Here is a 20,919-nt window from a genome sequence, read left to right as displayed (position 1 = left end):
CAACCCTTCGGCGATTAAGATAGGGGCAACGTTGTCACGGTTGAAATATGTTCATGGTTAAACTTACCCAGAAGCGTCAAAGTGTAACACGACTTATTACCCCTGTAGCCTTAGCATTGGCTTTAGCGGCTTGTAGTGCGCCGTCCACCACGCCAACTGCGCGTGATGTCATCAGTCAACCGGCAACGGAAAATTCGACATTTTATTTGTTGCAGGCCGAAACCAGCCAAGGTGATAAGCAAAATGACTGGTTTTTACTGGCGATAAAAGCGCTGATTAACGAGCAACAATTGAACCAAGCGGATGTGCTGCTGCAGCGCTTGGCTGAGCGCAATCTTAATACGGACCAGCGTATTGAATGGACACTCGCGCGTGGGCGCTTTTTGGCACAAACCGGCAAGCTAACCCAAGCCGATCAAGCGTTGGCCTTATCCCCTGATTGGCAGCTCACCGATGGGCAATATGTCCGCTTCTATCAGCAAAAAGCCAAAATTGCGCGTCAGCAAGGCAATGCCCTGGACGCGGTCAACAATCAGCATCGGTTAGCCAGCTATATTGAATCCGACCAAGCTCAGCAAGCATGGAACACGCTGTGGCAAGATTTACAATCGCTCAACCAGCGCGAGATCAAACAGCTTCAATCCGGTGATGATGACATCCTTGCCGGTTGGGTCACCTTGTTGGACATCGCGCGCCGCTACACCCGCGATCTGGCCGAGATGCAAAGCCAATTAGATGCCTACTTGGCGTCGCACCCTACGCACCCCGCGAACCAGTATTTACCGGATAATTTGGCCGATATCCAAGCACTGACCATCACACAACCCACTAATGTAGGGGTAATGCTACCACTGACGGATAAATTTGCTGATCAAGGGGATGCCATTCGTGATGGCTTTATTGAAGCCATGCTTGATGCGAAAATAGATCAACGCCCTCGTGTGCGCTTTTACGATACCAACGCCATGGATGTCGATGCGCTCACGCAACGTATCCGTGATGACGGCATCGACTTCGTGGTGGGGCCACTGCAGAAACATAAAGTCGCCGCAGTCAGTGACGCGCTCGCCGGCCAAGTGCCTTTATTGGCGCTTAACCAGCCCACGGATGAAAATTATACGCAAGGTGTGTGCTACTTCACCTTGTCACCCGAACAAGAAGCCGCGCAAGCCGCCGACCGTCTTCACCAGCAGGGGTATCAGTTCCCCTTAGTGCTCTACCCTGACTCCGCCTTTGGTCAACGGATCCGTGATGCATTTTCCGCCCGCTGGCAGTCACTCACCGATACAGACGTTGAGCAAGCGCCTCTCGGTGATCGTGATAAAATGCAAGCACGCATTCGTGATATCTTTGGTTTAGACGCCAGTCAGCGCCGCATTTCACAACTGAAAAAACTCACCGACTTACCCTTACAATCGCAAGCCCGTAGCCGTCGCGATATCGACGCCGTTTATATGGTGGCCGGTGCCGCTGAGCTGACCTTATTAAAACCCTTTATTGAGGTCGCGATTAATCCCGATGTCTTGCCGCCGAAACTCTATGCAAGCTCGCGTAGCAATAACCGCGCCGATGGCATGGGCCAATTAGCCGAGCTTGAAGGCATCGAATTCAGTGATATTCCTCTATTAGTGCACGCCCAAAGCGATGCGTATAAAAGCTATCAACAGCGTCATCCATCGCCAAGTAACAACACCACGCGCTTACATGCCTTGGGGATGGATGCTTACCAGCTGCTGAAGGGGCTACCACAAATGCAAGCCCAGCCGGGTTATCAGCTAAATGGTCAAACGGGGCAACTCTCACTCGCCGATCAGTGTATTATCCACCGTCAGCTAGACTGGGCGCGATTTGGTCAAACCGCCATTGAGCCTGTTGAGACGGAATCTCGCGGAGAGGCGCAGTGAAACAGCCTCAGTCCAGAGCAACAGGACAGGCTTACGAAGCACACGCTTGCCAATACCTAATGCGCCACGGGCTGAGTCTGCTCGATAAAAACGCCCATAGTCGTCGCGGCGAGATTGATCTTGTGATGCGCGATGGCAGTTGCTTGGTGTTTGTCGAGGTGCGTTTCCGGCGCGGGCACGGCTTTGGTGGCGCGGCGGCGAGCATTACCGCCACCAAACAACGTCGTTTAATTCTCGCCGCTGAGCGTTGGATGCAATGCCGCGGCATCAAAAGTATGCAAACCGAATTTCGCTTTGACGCTGTCACCTTTGATGGCAGCGTTGAGGCGGTCAACTGGATTCAAAACATTGTTCAAGGGTAAGTCATGCTAGAGAGCATTAAAGAGAGCTTTACCGAAAGTATTCAAACCCAAATCGCGGCCGCAGAAGCGATTCCCGAGTATCTATCACAATCGGCACAAGTAATGGTGCAAAGCCTACTTAACGGCAACAAAATCTTGTGTTGTGGTAATGGCGGTTCCGCCGCGAATGCCCAGCATTTTGCGTCTTGCCTGTTAAATCGCTTTGAGACTGAGCGTCCCAGCTTACCGGCTTTGGCGCTCACCACAGACACTACCACCTTAACCGCAGTGGCCAACGACTACAGCCACGATGAAGTCTTCTCCAAGCAAGTACGAGCGCTAGGGCAAGCGGGCGATGTGCTTCTGGCCATATCCACCAGCGGCAACAGTAAAGACATCATCAAAGCGATGGAAGCTGCCGTGACCCGTGATATGACCATTATTGCGTTAACCGGGAAAGACGGCGGCGAAATGGCCGGGTTGCTTGGCCAGCGTGATGTCGAAGTCCGTATTCCCTCGCAACGTACCGCGCGCATTCAAGAAGGACACCTGCTCACTGTCCATTGCTTGTGTGACCTGATTGACCAAGTCCTCTTTCCTTCTCACGGAGAATAATTCATGCGCGTTATCATGACCTTGATATTGGCACTGACGCTGCAAGCGTGTTCCGCCATTTATTCCTCCGATCCTCGTACGACCGGAGAAGAGTGGCACGATACCCAAATTGGTCTCAATACCGCCGGGATCGTGAACAAAGCCCCGTTCAAAAATAAGCTTCGCGTTAAAGCGGCATCGTTTCAAGGGCAAGTTCTGTTAGTCGGGCAAAGCACCGACCAGGCCCTCACCCAGCAACTGGTTGAACGCGTCCGAGCCCTGGATAACGTCGATGTTGTCTATAACGAAGTCCGTGAAACGCCAATGGTTGGCTTGGCCGATATCAGTACGGATAGCTGGCTAACGACCCGAGTCAAAGCAGCCTTTGTCGCCGATGACCAGTTACGCGCGGTAAATATCAAGGTGGTCACTGAAGCCCGCGAAGTGTTTTTAATGGGCGCCGTCACCCAATCACAAGCGGACCAAGCGGTTGAGATAGCGCGCAATATTCGCGGTGTAGAAGGCGTGGTTAAGGCGTTTGAATATAAAGATAAAGATAAAGATACAGATACAGATAAAGAATGACGCTCATCATGGCGTCACCAAAAAAGCCAACGCATAATCGTTGGCTTTTTTTAATTCAAAGCACTACAGCTTGCGTCTCAGTAACAGCAAGGTGATCACCAGAAAAATGACACTTGGGGTGATAGCACCAATGGCCGGAGGGAGATGATACACCAAACTCATCGGCCCAAAGACTTCGTTGGCGATATAAAAGCCAAAGCCAAAAATCACCCCTGATAGCACCCGCGCGCCCATGGTGACACTTCGCAAAGGGCCAAAGACAAAACTCAGCGCCAACAGCATCATCACCGCGATCGACAGCGGCTGTACCGCTTTGCGCCACAGAGCCAGCTCATAACGCGACGCATCTTGCTGTGACGCTTTAAGGTAGGACACATAACTATACAAACCCGATAGCGGTAGCTCTTCGGGTTTCACCGTCACCACCGCTAATTTGTCAGGCGTCAGTGTGGTATTCCAAACCAATTCATCCTGCTCTACATTGCTCAGCGCGGTTTGATTTTGCATGCGCGTAATGGTCACATCTTTAAGCATCCAACTGTCTTTATTGAGATAATCAGCACGCTCAGCAAACACCACATTGGTCATGGTTTGCTGGTCATCAAACTTCCAAATGCTCACACCGGTCAGCGTATCTTGCTCATCCGCGCGGGCGATATAAATAAAATCGTCGCCATCTTTCGCCCAAACCCCACGCCGCACCGACATCACGTTTCCACCTGATTTGGCAATGGCACGCAGCTCACGAGCGGCTTTTTGCGCATCCGGTGCGCCCCACTGGCCCAGCACCATCACAATCAACATTAACGGAATGGCCGTTTTAAGCACTGATAAGCCAATTTGGAGTTTCGACACCCCAGCGGCCTGCATCACCACCAGCTCTGAGCTTGAGGCCAGCATTCCCAAACCAATCAATGCCCCCAGCAAAACCGCCATGGGGAAGAACATTTCAATATCGCGCGGCATGCTGAGCAACACATACAAAATCGCTTTGCCCATGGTGTAGGTACCATCACCGACCGAGCGTAACTGCTCGACAAACTTGATGATCGCAGACAATCCCACCAAGGTCGCCAAACACAGTGACGAGGTGCCTATCAGAGTCCGGCCAATATACCAATCAAGAATGCGAAACATCAGGCAGATCCTTTTAAGCTAGCTTTGAGTTTTCTCACCGGTAGCGAATCCCAGCTGGCGAGGATCACGGCCAGTAATAAAGCGGCCACATTGATACTCCACAGACCAATTTGTGCGGGCAGATCGCCATCTTCTACCGCGGATTTCGCCGCGCTGATCGATAAAAAATAGGCCAGATAAATCATTATCGCGGGGAAGAGTTTGGCAAAGCGTCCCTGACGCGGGTTCACCGCCGATAACGGCACCACAATCATGGTCATCAAGGGGATACACAACACCAAGGAAATACGCCACTGCAGTTCGGCGCGCGCTTTCAAACTTGATTCACCGACCAATTGCAAGGTTGGCATCGCATCCCAGTCACGACTTTTTTCACGCACTTCGCGCTGACCAATCAATACCTGATAGTTTTTATAGGTCGTTACACCATAGTTAAGCTGAGTCGGTACGCCCTCGGTACGGGTTCCCTCTAACAAATCCAAGACTTGTCGACCGTCAGGCAGCTCAGACACATAGCCTTTATCGGCCACCACCACATTCGGCAGTAAAGAGCCTTGGGGGACGGGCTGAGCGACAAATACCTGTTTGAGCGTTTTACCATCATCTTCGATATTATCGACGAAAATCACCGCCTCACCCGATGGCGCACTTTGAAACTGCCCTTGCACCAACAATTCTAAACCGGATTTGGCCTCTAATTGCTCCATCACCTCGAGCTCTTGGTTATTGGCCCATGGCGTTAGCCAAAGCGAGTTAAACGCCGCCACGGATCCGGTGATAATCGCGAGATACAGCGCAGCGCGGATCAGAAACTCATTGCCAATCCCAGTGGCGTTCATGACCGTGATCTCACTCTCAGCATAGAGCCGCCCGAATGTAATCAAAATGCCGATATACAAGCTCAAAGGTAACATCAGCATTGCCATCGACGGCATATATAGGCCGACTAAGGTAATGATCTGATTCCCCGGGATCGATCCTTCCGTGGCACTGGCAAGCACACGGATAAATTTTTGGCTAAAAAAGACCAGAAACAACACAAATAAAACGGCAACTTGTGTTTTAACTGTCTCCCGGATCAAATATCGAACAATTATCAAAGCGAAGGCACCTATGGAAAACTTGTTTTTTTACTCGAATAACTATAGTTTCTGGGTTAATTAGTTGTTTTCTAATCTTTCGGCCATTTGTTGACCGCCGGCTGATCTGGACGCATCAAAGCGCGTTCAACAACATATAGTGGCGGCATTATCCAACATTTGGTCTCAATTGTCTTTAGGATCTAGGAGTACAAATGGAGTTCAGTGTAAAGAGCGGTAGCCCCGAAAAGCAACGCAGTGCCTGTATTGTCGTTGGCGTGTTTGAGCCTCGCCGCCTGTCCCCCGTGGCCGAGCAACTCGACAAAATCAGCGACGGCTACATCAGCGCCCTGCTGCGCCGCGGTGATCTTGAAGGTAAACCCGGCCAAGTGCTCCTGCTGCACCATGTTCCGAACGTGTTATCTGAGCGCGTATTACTGGTGGGTTGTGGTAAAGAGCGCGAGCTCGGCGAGCGCCAATACAAAGAAATCATCAAAAAAACCATCAACACCCTCAATGAAACCGGCTCGATGGAAGCGGTCTGTTTTTTAACCGAGCTACACGTTAAAGGCCGCGATACATACTGGAAGGTACGTCAAGCGGTTGAAAGCACCAAAGACAGCTTGTACACCTTTAACCAGTTTAAAAGTGTTAAGCCAGAAATTCGTCGCCCATTACGCAAAATGGTGTTCAACGTCCCAACGCGTCGTGAATTGAATCTGGGTGAGCGTGCCATCGCGCATGGCTTAGCGATCGCTTCTGGTGTGAATGCCTGTAAAGATCTGGGTAATATGCCACCGAACGTGGCTAACCCTGCCTATCTTGCCTCGCAAGCGCGCCGTTTAGCCGATGACTATGATGCGGTCACCACCCGTATTATCGGTGAAGAAGAAATGGACAAGCTGGGCATGCATTCCTATCTTGCGGTTGGCCGTGGCTCAAAAAATGAATCGATGATGTCGATCATGGAGTACAAGGGCAGCCCTGATCCAGAAGCAAAACCGATTGTGCTCGTCGGCAAAGGCCTCACCTTTGACTCGGGCGGTATTTCCATTAAGCCCGGTGCCGGTATGGATGAGATGAAGTACGACATGGGCGGTGCCGCATCGGTATTTGGGGTGATGCGTGCCTTGGCCGAGCTCAACCTACCTATCAATGTCGTGGGTGTGCTCGCCGGTTGTGAAAACATGCCAGACGGCCAAGCGTACCGTCCAGGTGACATCCTGACGACCATGTCAGGGCAAACGGTCGAGGTGCTTAATACCGACGCCGAAGGTCGCTTAGTACTTTGTGATGCCCTCACCTATGTAGAGCGTTATGAGCCAGAGTGTGTGATTGATGTGGCAACCCTCACCGGCGCGTGCATCATGGCCCTTAGCCATCACATCAGCGCCCTAATTGCTAACCAGAACCCCTTGGCGCACGATATTATCAGTGCCTCAGAGCAAGCCGGTGACCGTGCGTGGCGCCTGCCAATGACTGACGAGTTCCAAGAGCAACTCGATAGCCCCTTTGCCGATATGGCCAATATTGGTGGTAAAGGCGGTGGCACCATCACCGCGGGCTGCTTCTTGTCTCGGTTTGCCAAAAAGTACAACTGGGCACACTTAGACATCGCCGGGACTGCTTGGAAAAGCGGCGGCAAAGAAAAAGGTTCCACCGGCCGTCCCGTTCCTCTGCTGGTGCAATTTTTACTCAACCGCTCCGGGCTTGAATTGGAAGAGTAACCACGAACAGGAGGCCCACCGGCCTCCTTTTTTGTTGAAACTTTATCCGGCACTGGTGTCTGCACGCACAATCGGCTATGTTGATGGCTCCGCGCTACCCGGACACCCCGCTTTTGGGACGGAGGCCGTTTCTCACATTTAGGAGCGTATATGCCCACCGCCACCTTTTATCTTTTGTCGCCGCCCGAGCCGGCAGACGACAGCAACAGCCTGGGGCTGACACCTGAGCAGCAAGCGCGTGAACAACAAATACTGATAGACACGGCCATTGATTTGGCTTTTTACTACTATCAACAAGGGCAACGCATTTATCTGGCTGCACAGGACCAAGCCCAAGCGCATCAATTGGATGACGCTTTATGGCAACGTGACCCAGATACCTTCGTGCCCCATAATCTGGTCGGTGAAGGGCCGCGAGGCGGCGCACCGGTGGAAATAGGCTGGCCAGGTGTGCGCCATACCGGTCATCGCAGTGTGTTAATCAATTTGGCGACAGAGGCATCAAATTTTGCGCCTTCGTTTGCACAAGTGGTAGACTTCGTCCCTTGCGATGAGACGCTTAAACAGCACGCGCGTCACCGATATAAAGCATACCGACTGGCAGGCCTGCAACTTCATACCTTGGCCATCGACCAATCGCCCAACCCTTGACGATCTTTCAAGAGCGCTATGGAAAAGACATATAATCCACAATCAATTGAAAAAGCGCTGTATCAGCGCTGGGAAGAGGCGGGCTATTTCCGACCTCATGGTGATACCAGCAAAGATGCCTTTAGCATCATGATCCCACCTCCGAATGTAACCGGTAGCCTGCATATGGGCCACGCGTTTCAGGATACCATCATGGATACCCTGACCCGTGCCGCGCGCATGAAAGGTAAAAATACCCTTTGGCAAGTGGGGACCGACCACGCCGGTATTGCCACGCAGATGGTGGTGGAACGTAAGATCGCAGCCGAAGAAAACAAAACCAAGCACGACTACGGCCGTGACGCGTTTATTGACAAAATTTGGCAATGGAAAGGCGAATCCGGTGGTACCATTACCCAACAGCTGCGCCGCTTGGGTGCCTCTGTCGACTGGGATCGCGAACGTTTCACCATGGACGAAGGATTCTCCAATGCGGTAAAAGAAGTGTTTGTGCGCCTGCACAAAGAAGACTTGATTTATCGCGGCAAACGCTTGGTGAACTGGGATCCGAAACTGCACACGGCGATTTCGGACTTGGAAGTGGAAAACAAAGATAAGAAAGGCCACATGTGGCATTTCCGTTATCCACTGGCTGATGGTGCCAAAACCGCAGACGGTAAAGACTACATTGTCGTTGCCACCACCCGTCCAGAAACCATGCTGGGCGATACCGGTGTTGCGGTAAACCCAGACGATCCGCGCTACAAAGATCTGATTGGTCAGCACGTGTTGCTGCCAGTGGTGAATCGTCGTATCCCGATCGTGGGCGACGAACACGCCGACATGGAAAAAGGCACCGGGTGTGTAAAAATCACTCCCGCGCACGACTTTAATGACTACGAAGTCGGCCAGCGCCACCAGCTGCCAATGATCAACATTTTGACCCTGAACGCGGATATCCGCGAGCACGCAGAAGTGTTTGATCACAAAGGCCAGCCAAGCACCGCCTACGCGAGCGACATTCCAGCCGCCTACCAGGGTTTGGAACGTTTTGCTGCGCGTAAAGCGATCGTCGCCGAGTTTGACGCGCTCGGCTTGCTGGGTGAAATCAAAGATCACGATCTGACCGTCCCTTATGGCGACCGCGGTGGCGTGGTCATTGAGCCGATGCTGACCGACCAATGGTATGTGCGCACCGCGCCGCTCGCCGAGCCGGCAGTCAAAGCGGTAGAAGATGGCGACATTCAGTTTGTGCCCAAGCAATACGAAAACATGTACTTTGCCTGGATGCGCGATGTACAAGACTGGTGTATTTCGCGTCAGCTTTGGTGGGGTCACCGCATTCCTGCCTGGTATGACGATCACGGCAATGTCTATGTGGGCCGCGATGAAGACGAAGTCCGTCGTGACAACCAGATTGGCGACGACGTCGCGCTGCGCCAAGACGAAGACGTGCTCGATACCTGGTTCTCATCGGCGCTTTGGACATTCGGCACCCTCGGCTGGCCAGAAAATACCGATGCACTGAAAACCTTCCATCCTACCGATGTATTGGTGTCAGGCTTCGATATTATCTTCTTCTGGGTGGCGCGTATGATCATGATGACCATGCACTTCATCAAAGATGAAAACGGCAAGCCACAAGTCCCGTTCAAAACCATCTACATGACCGGCCTGATTCGCGATGAAAGTGGCGCCAAGATGTCGAAGTCGAAAGGCAACGTGCTTGACCCACTCGACATGATTGACGGCATTGGTATTGATGATCTGGTTGCCAAGCGCACCGGTAACATGATGCAGCCTAAGCTGGCTGAAAAAATCGAGAAGGCGACCCGCAAAACCTTCGAAAACGGCATCGACGCCCACGGCACCGATGCCTTGCGCTTTACCTTGGCGGCACTGGCCTCTACCGGCCGTGACATCAACTGGGACATGAAGCGCCTGGAAGGTTACCGCAACTTCTGTAACAAACTTTGGAACGCCAGCCGTTACGTGCTGATGAACACCGAAGCGCAAGATTGCGGCATGAACGGCGGCGAGATGACCTTCTCAAACGCCGATCAGTGGATCGAGTCTCAGTTCCAACAAGCGGCCAAAGACTTTAACACCCACCTCGACAACTACCGTCTCGATATGGCGGCGGGCGTCTTGTATGAGTTTATCTGGCATCAATTCTGCGATTGGTACTTGGAGCTGACCAAGCCGGTGCTGTGGAAAGGTGACGACGCACAACAGCGTGCCACCCGTTATACCTTGATCACCGTGCTGGAGAAAACCTTGCGTCTGGCGCACCCTGTGATCCCTTACATCACCGAAGCGATCTGGCAGAGCGTTAAACCGCTGGTAAACGGCGTGGAAGGCGACACCATTATGCAGCAGCCTCTGCCGCAATTTGATCAAAGCCACGTGAACACCCAAGCGTCAGAAGACATTGAGTGGGTGAAGCAGTTTATCGTCAGCATCCGTAACCTACGTGCTGAGTACGATATTGCGCCAAGCCAACCACTTGACGTAATGCTAAAAGCCGCCGATTCACGTGATGCTGATCGCGCAAGCAGCAACAGCACCACCTTAAACGCATTGGCTAAACTGGGCAGTTTCAAGGTTCTGGACGGCAGCGAAACGCTACCGGCCTGTGCGTCTGCCTTGGTTGGCAGCGCTGAGATCTTGATCCCAATGGCGGGCTTGATTGATAAAGATGCCGAACTGGCGCGTCTGGACAAAGAGATCGCCAAAATCGAAGGTGAGATCAAGCGTGTTGAAGGTAAGCTTGGCAATGAAGGCTTTGTCGCTAAAGCGCCCGAAGCCGTGGTAGCGAAAGAGCGTGAAAAGCTCGATGGCTATCGTGACACCTTAACCAAGCTCGGTGAGCAAAAGGTCACCATCGCTGCGTTATAGTTCATCGGTCTTACCGATACCCTGTGATAAGCCACGCCAATCGGCGTGGCTTTTTTTATGCCCAACACCAGCACACAATTGGCTTGGTCACTTTCTCAACGGTTGTTGTACCAGCACTGATCGCCTTTGATAGCCCTTCTCTATCTAAAAGATAGTGAGAACCGTTTTTATTTATCGACATGAACCGTACATACTGTCATTGTTGATTAAACGCGTGTTGCCGCGAAGGAGCTACACCATGAAAAAGACACTCAGTTTTGCCGCTATCCACTTTTCGATCGCCTTTACGGTCGCGTATGTGCTCACCGGCGATATCATTTTAGGTAGCTTAATTGCCATGACCGAGCCAACGGTCAACACGGGTGCCTTTTACCTTCATGAAAAAGTGTGGAAACTAAGCCGTCAAGCGCGTCCGGTGATTAAAACCGCCAGCTTTGCGGTGATCCACTTTAACGTCGCTTTCTTGGTCGGCTATTTGATCAGCGGTGATTGGTTAGTCGGTGGTGCATTAGCGCTGGTTGAGCCAAGCATCAATACATTGGCTTACTTTTTCCATGAAAAAATCTGGCAGCGCCGTCATGGGGTAAAACCCGCGCCGGTGCACCTTGGCCACCACCACTAAAACCACACCGGGGATAGTGACGCCGAACAACGCGCAATGATCGCCGCCTTGCCTATATCGCGATTGAGTTGTGAAAGCCATCTCAGTGAGATAGATTGTCGATAAATCTATTATCCGGAGTGTATTAATGGCTAAGGATTGCCCCCAAAATTTACGCAAGGCTGACTCACACGCCCCTGCGTCCCTCGACGTGCGCTTAATTGCGCCGAGCGATAACCCTGCCATTGCCGATGTCATTCGTCGCGTCTCTGCCGAACATGGTCTTAGTGCCGATGCCGGATTTAGCGTGGCCGATCCCACCCTCGATTATCTCAGCGAACAATATACGCACCCGCATGCCGCCTATTGGGTGATTGAAGCAGATAGAGTGATCCTCGGCGGTGGCGGTGTCGCCCCTTTGCCTGGGCACGATGGTGTGTGTGAACTACAGAAGATGTACTTTCTGCCAGCATTACGCGGCAAAGGCATCGCAAAGCGGTTAGCCGTCAAGGCGATGGATACGGCGCGAGAATGGGGCTATCAGCGCTGCTACCTCGAGACCACCGCCAACCTCACCGCCGCCATTGCCTTGTATCAGTCACTCGGTTTTGTGCCGTGTCCTAGGATGGGAAACACCGGTCACGACAGCTGTGAAGTCACCATGATAAAGGTGCTGTAAACAAGTTCAGGCAAATAAAAAGCCACGCGAACGTGGCTTTTTGAGGCTTACTGGTGCGAGTAAATTTACTCGCTTTCTGGGCTTTCTTCGTCTTCATCCGACTCGAAATAGGTACCCCAGCCGTCGTAATCAATGTTGTGCTTGTCGGCCAACGCCACCAACTTTTCTACCTGCTCATCAATGCGTTCGGCATTCAAGGCGGTTTCCATGACCGCATCAAAGCAAACAATCGTGCCGCCCTCTTCCAGCTCGAGCTCTTCAGCCTCTGCTACCTCAAAGCCCATTTTAAAGGCCTCGACCGCCGCATCTTCCAGCGCCGCAAAGGTATCGGCACATAAATGGTGCTCAATGGTATATAACGCATCCGGATCACTGCCGTCAGCGAGAAGCTCCTCGATAATCATGCGCGTTTCTTGGTGTTGTTGTTCAATCAGTTCAGCCTGTGACATAAGCGCGACTCCAGAAAATGAATACGGGCGCAATATGGCACGGTTTCGGCAAAAATGCCACGTTCGCTCACCGCGAAGCTGACGATAAAACCGCCAAGTTGATGAATTTTCTGTGACCTTGCTAGTTTGGCGAGATTGTTAGTGATTTGTAACATTGACCTCCCCTCGGAAGGTTGTCATTATTCGACCATCCAAGGAGGACATGAGACACGCCCACCCTGTGCAAACGGCCCGCATTCCCACCTTATCGGTGAGCACACATCCCGGATGTGCAAGGCGCTGTTTGTCTCATTGCCTGGCCCGTATTAAGGAAAAAGAGGACCTACCATGAGTGAGTTTTACGTTGGATCCGAAGTTGGGCAACTGAAGCGCGTTCTGCTTCATCGCCCTGAACGAGCGTTAAACCACCTAACGCCATCTAACTGCCACGATTTGTTGTTTGATGATGTTCTGGCGGTAGAGCGTGCCGGCGAAGAGCATGATATGTTCGCCCGCACACTCACGGATCAAGGCGTGCAGGTGCACCTACTGCACGACTTACTGGTTGAGACATTAGCCGAACCTGATGCCAAGCAATGGCTGCTCGACACCCAGCTTAACCAATACCGTCTTGGCTATCAATTTGCCAACGATGTGCGCGCCTACATGGCCGATATCGACCACAACACGCTCGCGGACATTCTGCTCGGTGGCTTAAGCTATATCGATTTACCCGTGCAATCATCCTCGATGATGCAAGCGATGCACGACAAAACCGACTTCGTGATTGAGCCGCTGCCCAACCATCTGTTTACCCGCGATACCTCCTGCTGGGTGTATGGCGGCGTCTCACTCAACCCAATGGCGAAATCCGCCCGCCAGCGAGAGACCAATCACTTGCGCGCCATTTACCGCTGGCATCCTGAGTTCGCGCAAAGCCAATTTGTCAATTACCTCGGTGATGAGGTCCGCGATTACGACAACGCCGCGATTGAAGGTGGCGACGTGCTGGTCATTGGCCGCGGCGCGGTTTTGATTGGCATGTCCGAGCGCACCACGCCTCAAGGGGTTGAACAGCTAGCGCGTAGCCTACTGTTTAGCGGTCAAGCCAAAGAAGTGATTGCGGTGCAATTACCGAAAAACCGCTCATGCATGCACCTGGATACCGTGATGACCCACATGGATATCCATACTTTCTCAGTCTACCCCACGGTGATGCGCCCTGATTTGCCTTGCTGGCGCTTAACCCGTAAAGGGGAAGACAGCCTTAACGTGGAAGCACAGTCTTGCTACCTCACCGCGATTGAAAAAGCGCTGGATGTCGGCCCGTTAAACATCATTACTACCGGCGGCGACAGCTATGCCGCCGAGCGTGAGCAATGGAACGATGCCAACAACGTGCTGACCGTGCGTCCAGGCGTCGTGATTGGCTACGAAGGCAATACCTACACTAATGAAAAATATGATAAAGCCGGCATTAAAGTGCTCTCTATTCCCGGCGACCAACTCGGTCGAGGCCGAGGCGGTGCACGCTGCATGAGCTGTCCGCTAGAACGCGACGGCATTTAAGCACTCAACACCGCCAGTGCAATGCTGGCGGTTCTCTCCCCACGCGCTTCTCTCCCACCTTTTACCGTCTGCTATCGTGTTTATGGCTTACCCGCACGGCCTACAACATTGATGGTTCTTTTCCCACTCCCTCTCATCGCTTCATTTCACCAATCAATCAGTTACGGTTAAAACTGCCAACATTCATACCGATTGATTGCTGGAAATCTCATTCTTTTTCATTAGTGAGTATTTACTCCAATTCCAAAAATGACTAATTTCGCATTAGAGTTTCAGTTTTTTTGTGAACTGTACTCACAGCTCTTTTTATTTGAGATAGCGTGTTTAAAGACAAGCATCGCAAGATACAAAGCGTTAGCTCTAACTAACGTCAGTTGGACATAACGAAAAGGAAATGCGATGAATAAAAAAATACTGATCTCGCTGCTATTCGCCGGCCTTTCTCAGGTTTTCATCCCCGCTTTTGCCGGTAGCGCAGATAACAACGTGGTAGAGATAAAACGCGACACCGCCAAACAGCTCAGCCAAGACTATGCGCAAATTGCCCCAACGCTACAGCGCAATATTAATAGTTATGGCTTAAATGCTCCCTTGTCGGCACTGACACAGCCTCAAGCGCGTAGCTCACGCAGCAAACGCAGCCTGGATACTCAGCTGCACAGCGCTGACCGTGCATTGCGTGAGGCGCAAGGCGTCGAAGACGTCGCCGACCAACTGCTCGAAGTACGCTTAGCCGACCCAAGCATGCTCGCGCGTTGGCAAGCCGGCCAAGCGCCTTTGTTTGCCTTTGAGCCGGCCGGTGATGAAAAAAGCTGGACCCAGATTGAGGCCTTTGACACTGAGGGCAACACCCACTGGCTAGACGTCTATCAAATGCCTGACCGCCCCGTGTTAGTGATTGATACGGACGGCAAAGCGGCATTAAAAGCCGGATTGGAAGTGATGCGTCGCACCTTGGCGGAGCAGAACCCAGCACCACGGATGCGTCGTAGTGCACGCATGATGGCACAAGCCCCAGCCCAACCCATTGACACCACAGTGCTAAAAACCATCCGCCTGGCCGACGATAAAGAACCGTGGATCTCCGGCGCAGCAGAAGTGTATGCCATTGTCACCGGTGTGAATCCAAGCCGTGACGAACCAACGCTCGACATTGTCGATATGCCGTATTTGGATTACGACAAAACCACCTATTACCCTAATCAGGTGATGATCCATTGGGATCGTTATCGCTGGGGCGCGGCAGACGTGATCTTAATGGAGCAAGACGACGGCACCAACTACAAAGAGCTGGCGCTGAAACTTAACGAGGTGGCGAGTGATATCCTAGCCGCGATCCCCGACTTGGAAGCGCAAGCCTATGGCGTGGTCACGCAAATCACCGGCAAAATCATCGAAGCCATCCCCGACGGCTGGCTGACCAACGATGATGACTTTGTTGATGTGTACTACACCCTGCTTAAAGGCCGTGCATACCCAGACCAATACGGCGCCGGCGGCAATGCCATGGCAACCTGGGAGCCACTGACCATTGAGCCGACTCAATAACACAGGCTTGGTTTCATTGAGTGAGATAAACAAAACGCAGCCGTGGGGCTGCGTTTTTTCACTGTGACTTTACTGCCCTGGATCTCTATTACTCGTTCCCACGCTCCTGCGTGGGAATGCATACGAGATTTGAACCATGAACTGAAATCGTTACAAAATCATCAAGCCGAACTTGTCGAGTTTGGTTACTCTGATTCTGCTGAACGGATCTCTGTTCTTACACGCTCGGACCCCGTCATACTTGGAAAGCCCTATAAAAGAAGTGATCGTTTCATCTAGCTACCCTCGTTTAGGTGCCTATCTAACTGACTTTTTATTACACAAAAATGCGCAAAAAAATGCAGCTTTCAACATTTTTACGCGCATAAAAGTGTATAAATTAACACTTTTATGCGCGTTAAAGTGTTATCCGTGACAGTTATTCGTGCTTACGGCAAGACGAGGAAAACAGGCTGCACAGTGTAAGCTTGCTCATGGTCCCGACCCCCTCCGTTCTACTGTGCCGACCTTATCAGACCAATCGGCCACTGTAATTGTTGCTCAATAAAGTTCACTATAAATCACTTTTGAAGTGGTTATGTAAGAGACGATCTATAAGTGCAATTTAAGTTACTTTTACTCGTTCCCACGCTCCCGCGTGGGAATGCATATGGAACTTAAGCCATCACCAGAGATCGTGACAAAATCATCAAGCCGCACTTGTCGAGTTTGGTTACTCTGATTCTGCTGAACGGATCTCTGTTCTTACACGATCTAACACCGTGGCCAATGTTAGTTGGCCACTACAATGACAAAATTTATACATCGATGGTGCCATTGGCGTAGGTGACACAAGCCCCGGTAAGATGTCAACAATGATGCGCTATGCCACCTGGGCGCCAGTCACGTTTGGCGCCAAATTTAACATCGAGGTTAATCTTTGGCTTTGATGTCCGATGGCGCCGTGCAACGGGCGCGCGGCGGAAATCACACCTAGCTTGCGCGATCGAGAAGGCGCTTATGCCGACCTACGCGTACTTTAACGTCGGTGATGTCATTGGCGACGATTACTCGTTCCCACGCTCCCGCGTGGGAATGCATACTGAGCTCGCCCCCTGAACAGAGGTCGTGACAAAACCATCAAGCCGCACTTGTCGAGTTTGGTTACTCTGCATTTGCCATTAAAGAAGCTTGCTCATTTCTGGCACACCGTCGGCTTGCGTTAGCAAGTATGCACACTCTGTTTGGATGAGTGACACACATAGCTCTATGTGTTCACGTTCCCCATCGTCGATTCCTTGAGCATCGGTAAGGTCAACCGCTTCCTTCAGGGCATTTTTTATAGCACCAACGGTTTCTACCATTATGGAAGCCATTTTGGTGCCTGAATAACCGAGCAGAGCACCGAACTCGGCTAAATCATAGCTGGTGATTGGACGTTGGAAGTTGCCTTTCGGCGGATTTTGAAAGTCTTCACTTTCCCAATCGCCAATCGACATTGCAAAATATTGCGGGATACTGGCGGCTCGCCCCTCATCAGCAGACAATTTACCACTTCGCGAATTGCGCTTTGCTCCCTCTTGAGCAATAGCTTCTATGTTCACTAAATCATAAAAAGGGGTCAGCTCTAGGCCTTTAGGGGTGACGAAGAAGCTAATATTTTTACCATGAGCATCATAGTTTAGCGTTGCGAGATTAAAGAGCATCCATTGGGTAAGTTTTAGGTTGGTGGTTACCGTGTCTATGGTTTTGACGCTCAGTAGACGCGGGAAAGAAACGCCATCGCGCATATACACGCCATCGCCGTCATCCCCATTCTGACGCTCGTATTTATAACCTGGAGGTAAGTCAGTTGCCTGACAGCCATCAATCACATGTTTTCGTTGAACGACATCACGAATCGCGATATAGGCTCGATCGAACCGCTCTATGCTCAGTGTCCTCGTCTTCCCAATGCGAGTTAACTCAACATTAGCGACGTCCAAACCAGCTAGCTTGGCTAATGTCATGCAGAAGAACTCATTAACAGCAATACACGGTGCTTTACCGCTTTCAAACTTCAGAATGTAGTTTGAACTTAATTTGCCTTCCCCAAACCCCCATTCATCGCCGCGCTTAAGTACGTTTAACTTATTTTGCACACCTGCAACCGAAAGGCGAACCTTGCCATCCCAATAAACCAATGGCGCTAAGTTACGCTCTAATCGGTCTACCAACTCCTCATTAGGTACAGGTCTAAAGCTGGTTTCTTGAGGCTCCGAACCTGGCACTCGAAAAGATAATGCACCAGATGTTTCCGCACCAAGCTTACGAATTAGTCCGAACGTGTTGCTTTTGGAGATGGTGGTGTTTTGTATCATTTCCTCAAAGGCTTCTCCTTCAGGAAGGAGGTTTCTGAGATAGTTCTCGATACTGCGTGGCGAAGCCTGATCAACGAAAGGGATGTGTTGTGAAATCGGGAACCCCGTGTGTTTCCATTCATCTTCATAGATGAATGAGAACTCTGTTTCTGTTCCGACGGGGAGAATCAAACGACCAATTTTGGTATTCGTACCGATAAACACGTCTAGCTGTTGTAACTTACTCATACCAACCGTCCTCACTGCTTATCACGCTGTTTTCCGCTTGGGAGATTATTTGGCTATGTGGACGAGCAAATAGGTTTAGGTCGATAAGGCGCAAAGACAACCCTAAGATGTCCATGAGGACAAGTACATTGGCAAAGGTGACACTGGTATCGCCTTTTTCTATCTTCATGACTGTTCTACGAGATAAGTTGGCTTTTGACGCGAGATCATCAATACGCCAGCCTCTATCGGTGCGCTTTGAGCGAATGGCGCTCCCCAGCGTTTCCATACTAAACTCGGTATTCAAATCAGGCATAGGTTGTGCCTTTACACTCTTACCTTTTTTCATAAGTGCCTTTTAATGTACTTTTGTCATTATCGAGTTCGCCTCAACACATAAGTTCACTATAACTCACTTTTGCGATAAATGTATAAAAAGCTACCTATAAGTGCAATTTAAGTTACTTATGATTGGTTTGCCAGTTCAATCTATCTTTGTGCTCTATGGGAGAGATTTATCCGCCAGAAGGACACATTTGGCAACAGCGCAGTATTCGGATTAGTATTGGGAGAGGACAGAGAAGAGTGCGTGATCGGGGCTTACCTGACCCATTACCTGACCCAAAATCGTCAGGTACAAAAAAAGGTTAGTAAACACTACGCTTACTAACCTTCTAGAATCTGGTGGCCCCTCCCAGACTTGAACTGGGGACCAATCGATTATGAGTCGACTGCTCTAACCACTGAGCTAAGGGGCCGAATGGATTGGGATTATAGGGGAAGGCAAACAGGGTGTCTAGTTGTAAGGGGGTCAATTCAGTATGGTTTTTGAGCACTTAGCGCAGTGGTGGCAAAACAAGCGCCGCCAGTGTGACGGCACTCATGCTTTGCTTACTGAGTTCTGTGACACCACTTACTGCATGGCGGGGTCTTCGCTGTTGTCATCGGCGGGCCAGGTTTCTTCTTCCGGTGGCCAGGCGCTGTTGTCGTCTTCTGGTATTGGCTGGGTGTCGCAATCCGTGCCACCTTCAGGGCAGGTTACCGCTGGCTGGCCGTCTGCAGGCTGCATAGGCTCGTCATTCGCCATTGCCGGGCCCGCTAGGCCAACTATCATCATCAGTGCGCTCAGAGTCAGTGCTTGGTTGTGTGTTTTCATGGTGTTCTCCTTCCTAATAGTGTCGTTGCCCTTGAGGACAGAAACACTATCTCGCACTCGTCGCACTGGCCTGTCATTCCCTCGCTATAAGGCGGTAAAAGGATTGTGTCGTTTGTCGCCAATTTATCAGCATTGTCAGTCCTTGATTAAATCCCCCTCCTGCGGTCAGAAAACCTTCAAAACGGTGTGTTAATGGTTAATTGATGGCCTTTACGCTCGGTTTTGTCGCTTGCATCTTGTTGACACGCACTTTACTATCAGAGAATAATTAAACATAAATATCGATTTAATATTCAATTTAGCGCGTTATTTAGGGATAAATATGAAAAGCGACCTCTACCAGCAATCACTGCTCACCTTACTCGACTTGTCACCTCAGCAAATCCACGATCTGATTGATGATGCCGCCGTCCTTAAAGCGGCCAAAGCCTGTGGTGAGGAAACCCCACAGCTGACGGGCAAAAACATTGCGCTGATTTTTGAGAAAACCTCAACCCGCACCCGCTGTGCGTTTGAAGTGGCGGCGTTTGATCAAGGCGCACAAGTCACGTATCTCGGCCCCAGCGGCAGCCAAATTGGCCATAAAGAGACCATGAAGGACACCGCGCGGGTGTTAGGGAGAATGTACGATGGCATTCAGTATCGTGGGTTTGGTCAAGAGGTGGTGGAAACCTTAGCCGCCCATGCTGGTGTGCCGGTGTGGAATGGCCTTACCGATGACTTTCACCCCACTCAAGTGCTGGCGGATTTACTCACCATGCAAGCGCACAGTGACAAGCCGCTCAATCAAATCGCCTTTGCGTATTTGGGTGATGCGCGCAATAACATGGGCAATTCGTTGATGGTGGGCGCGGCCAAAATGGGGATGGATTTACGCTTGATTGGTCCTAAAGCCTATTGGCCTGAGGCGGATTTGATTGCCACCTGCCAAGATATTGCCGCCAGTACTGGAGCAACGATCACACTCACGGAAGATACGGCGGCGGTGAAAGGCTGTGATTTTATTTATACCGACATCTGGGTGTCGATGGGCGAGCCAGAATCGGTTTGGGCGCAGCGGGTGGCGGATCTCACCCCTTATCAAGTCAACCCCGGTTTGATGGCCGCCACCGAGAACTCAGATGCCAAGTTCATGCACTGCTTGCCCGCGTTTCATAATGACGAGACCGGCGTGGGTAAACAAATTGCCGATCAATACGGGCTCAATGGCCTGGAAGTGACCGACGCGGTATTTGAATCGGCGCAGTCGATCGTCTTTGATCAAGCCGAGAACCGCCTCCATACCATCAAGGCTGTGATGATTGCCACACTCGTCAAAGCAAGCGCGTAAACGATTGCACTTTTGCTTGCACAGCACAAATAGGGGCGTATAATTCGGCCAGATTTCACTACACGGCCAGAAGTTATGTTGGTTATTCCACCCACAAACAGCGATTTATCCGCCCCATCGCGGGACGGCATTCGCATTGGTCGTGATCGTAAAAGCCTCCGTTTCGG

General features: G+C 51.2%; 18 protein-coding genes and 1 tRNA gene. 12 read left to right on the top strand and 7 right to left on the bottom strand.

The window, feature by feature from the left end; genetic code table 11:
- Nucleotides 1-53: 53 nt before the first annotated feature.
- From BZG81_RS01625 to BZG81_RS01610, 4 genes are read left to right on the top strand one after another with little or no spacing between them, the layout of a single operon-like run.
- Nucleotides 54-1,904, top strand: coding sequence for a penicillin-binding protein activator (locus BZG81_RS01625; protein ID WP_158011819.1), 1,851 nt, complete (start codon nt 54-56; stop codon nt 1,902-1,904).
- Nucleotides 1,901-2,266: a YraN family protein gene (locus BZG81_RS01620; protein WP_077576216.1), complete on the top strand. Its 366-nt coding sequence runs from the start codon at nt 1,901-1,903 to the stop codon at nt 2,264-2,266. Before BZG81_RS01625 ends, BZG81_RS01620 begins: the two co-directional genes overlap by 4 nt.
- A 3-nt stretch (nt 2,267-2,269) precedes the next feature.
- A complete protein-coding gene (locus tag BZG81_RS01615) occupies nt 2,270-2,860 on the top strand; it encodes a phosphoheptose isomerase (RefSeq protein WP_021022633.1) in 591 nt (196 codons plus the stop codon).
- 3 nt (nt 2,861-2,863) lie between these two features.
- A complete protein-coding gene (locus BZG81_RS01610) occupies nt 2,864-3,424 on the top strand; it encodes a BON domain-containing protein (RefSeq protein ID WP_077676597.1) in 561 nt (186 codons plus the stop codon).
- 63 nt (nt 3,425-3,487) lie between these two features.
- Here the strand turns inward: BZG81_RS01610 and lptG are convergent, their stop codons facing one another.
- Together lptG and lptF are read right to left on the bottom strand one after the other, a co-directional pair.
- A complete protein-coding gene (gene lptG / locus BZG81_RS01605) occupies nt 3,488-4,561 on the bottom strand; it encodes an LPS export ABC transporter permease LptG (RefSeq protein WP_021022635.1) in 1,074 nt (357 codons plus the stop codon).
- On the bottom strand, nt 4,561-5,661 hold the full coding sequence (lptF, locus tag BZG81_RS01600) for an LPS export ABC transporter permease LptF (protein ID WP_021022636.1): 1,101 nt from the start codon (nt 5,659-5,661) through the stop codon (nt 4,561-4,563). Before lptF ends, lptG begins: the two co-directional genes overlap by 1 nt.
- A gap of 194 nt (nt 5,662-5,855) precedes the next feature.
- Here lptF and pepA point away from each other — a divergent pair, with 194 nt between their 5' ends.
- The 5 genes from pepA to BZG81_RS01575 all read left to right on the top strand — a co-directional run bounded on the left by pepA (nt 5,856) and on the right by BZG81_RS01575 (nt 12,175).
- Complete coding sequence (gene pepA / locus BZG81_RS01595) at nt 5,856-7,367, top strand: leucyl aminopeptidase (protein WP_021022637.1); 1,512 nt, start codon at nt 5,856-5,858, stop codon at nt 7,365-7,367.
- Between the two features lie 150 nt (nt 7,368-7,517).
- On the top strand, nt 7,518-8,018 hold the full coding sequence (locus BZG81_RS01590) for a DNA polymerase III subunit chi (protein WP_021022638.1): 501 nt from the start codon (nt 7,518-7,520) through the stop codon (nt 8,016-8,018).
- An 18-nt stretch (nt 8,019-8,036) separates the two neighbouring features.
- Complete coding sequence (locus tag BZG81_RS01585; protein ID WP_021022639.1) at nt 8,037-10,895, top strand: valine--tRNA ligase; 2,859 nt, start codon at nt 8,037-8,039, stop codon at nt 10,893-10,895.
- Between the two features lie 238 nt (nt 10,896-11,133).
- Nucleotides 11,134-11,517, top strand: a complete 384-nt coding sequence (locus BZG81_RS01580) for a DUF2061 domain-containing protein (RefSeq protein WP_077459876.1) — start codon at nt 11,134-11,136, stop codon at nt 11,515-11,517.
- A 127-nt stretch (nt 11,518-11,644) separates the two neighbouring features.
- Nucleotides 11,645-12,175, top strand: a complete 531-nt coding sequence (locus tag BZG81_RS01575) for a GNAT family N-acetyltransferase (protein WP_077576221.1) — start codon at nt 11,645-11,647, stop codon at nt 12,173-12,175.
- A gap of 65 nt (nt 12,176-12,240) precedes the next feature.
- On the opposite strand, the gene rraB is transcribed toward BZG81_RS01575, so the two are convergent.
- Nucleotides 12,241-12,624: a ribonuclease E inhibitor RraB gene (gene rraB / locus BZG81_RS01570; RefSeq protein ID WP_021022642.1), complete on the bottom strand. Its 384-nt coding sequence runs from the start codon at nt 12,622-12,624 to the stop codon at nt 12,241-12,243.
- Nucleotides 12,625-12,951: 327 nt separating this feature from the next.
- On the opposite strand from rraB, the gene arcA reads away from it, so the two are divergent.
- The gene (gene arcA, locus BZG81_RS01565; RefSeq protein ID WP_021022643.1) at nt 12,952-14,172 is read left to right on the top strand and encodes an arginine deiminase; all 1,221 of its coding nucleotides are present in this window, start codon (nt 12,952-12,954) and stop codon (nt 14,170-14,172) included.
- 399 nt (nt 14,173-14,571) lie between these two features.
- Nucleotides 14,572-15,720 (top strand): DUF3103 family protein, encoded by a 1,149-nt coding sequence (locus BZG81_RS01560; protein ID WP_077676596.1) that lies wholly within the window; start codon nt 14,572-14,574, stop codon nt 15,718-15,720.
- A gap of 1,160 nt (nt 15,721-16,880) precedes the next feature.
- On the opposite strand, the gene BZG81_RS01550 is transcribed toward BZG81_RS01560, so the two are convergent.
- From BZG81_RS01550 to BZG81_RS01535, 4 genes are all read right to left on the bottom strand, one after another.
- Nucleotides 16,881-18,287 (bottom strand): HipA domain-containing protein, encoded by a 1,407-nt coding sequence (locus BZG81_RS01550; protein ID WP_077676594.1) that lies wholly within the window; start codon nt 18,285-18,287, stop codon nt 16,881-16,883.
- Complete coding sequence (locus tag BZG81_RS01545) at nt 18,280-18,615, bottom strand: helix-turn-helix domain-containing protein (protein ID WP_077676593.1); 336 nt, start codon at nt 18,613-18,615, stop codon at nt 18,280-18,282. Before BZG81_RS01545 ends, BZG81_RS01550 begins: the two co-directional genes overlap by 8 nt.
- Nucleotides 18,616-18,948: 333 nt before the next feature.
- Nucleotides 18,949-19,024: transfer RNA gene (locus tag BZG81_RS01540), tRNA-Ile, on the bottom strand.
- Between the two features lie 155 nt (nt 19,025-19,179).
- Nucleotides 19,180-19,422: a hypothetical protein gene (locus BZG81_RS01535; protein ID WP_021022648.1), complete on the bottom strand. Its 243-nt coding sequence runs from the start codon at nt 19,420-19,422 to the stop codon at nt 19,180-19,182.
- Between the two features lie 322 nt (nt 19,423-19,744).
- Between BZG81_RS01535 and argF the strand changes: the two genes are divergently transcribed.
- On the top strand, nt 19,745-20,752 hold the full coding sequence (argF, locus tag BZG81_RS01530) for an ornithine carbamoyltransferase (protein ID WP_077676592.1): 1,008 nt from the start codon (nt 19,745-19,747) through the stop codon (nt 20,750-20,752).
- Nucleotides 20,753-20,919 lie beyond the last annotated feature (167 nt).

This window comes from Salinivibrio sp. MA607, from assembly GCF_001996245.1.
Classification (GTDB): Bacteria; Pseudomonadota; Gammaproteobacteria; order Enterobacterales; family Vibrionaceae; genus Salinivibrio; species Salinivibrio costicola.
Note: the sequence above shows the minus strand (reverse complement) of the source record. Positions and strands in the feature narration are given on the sequence as shown.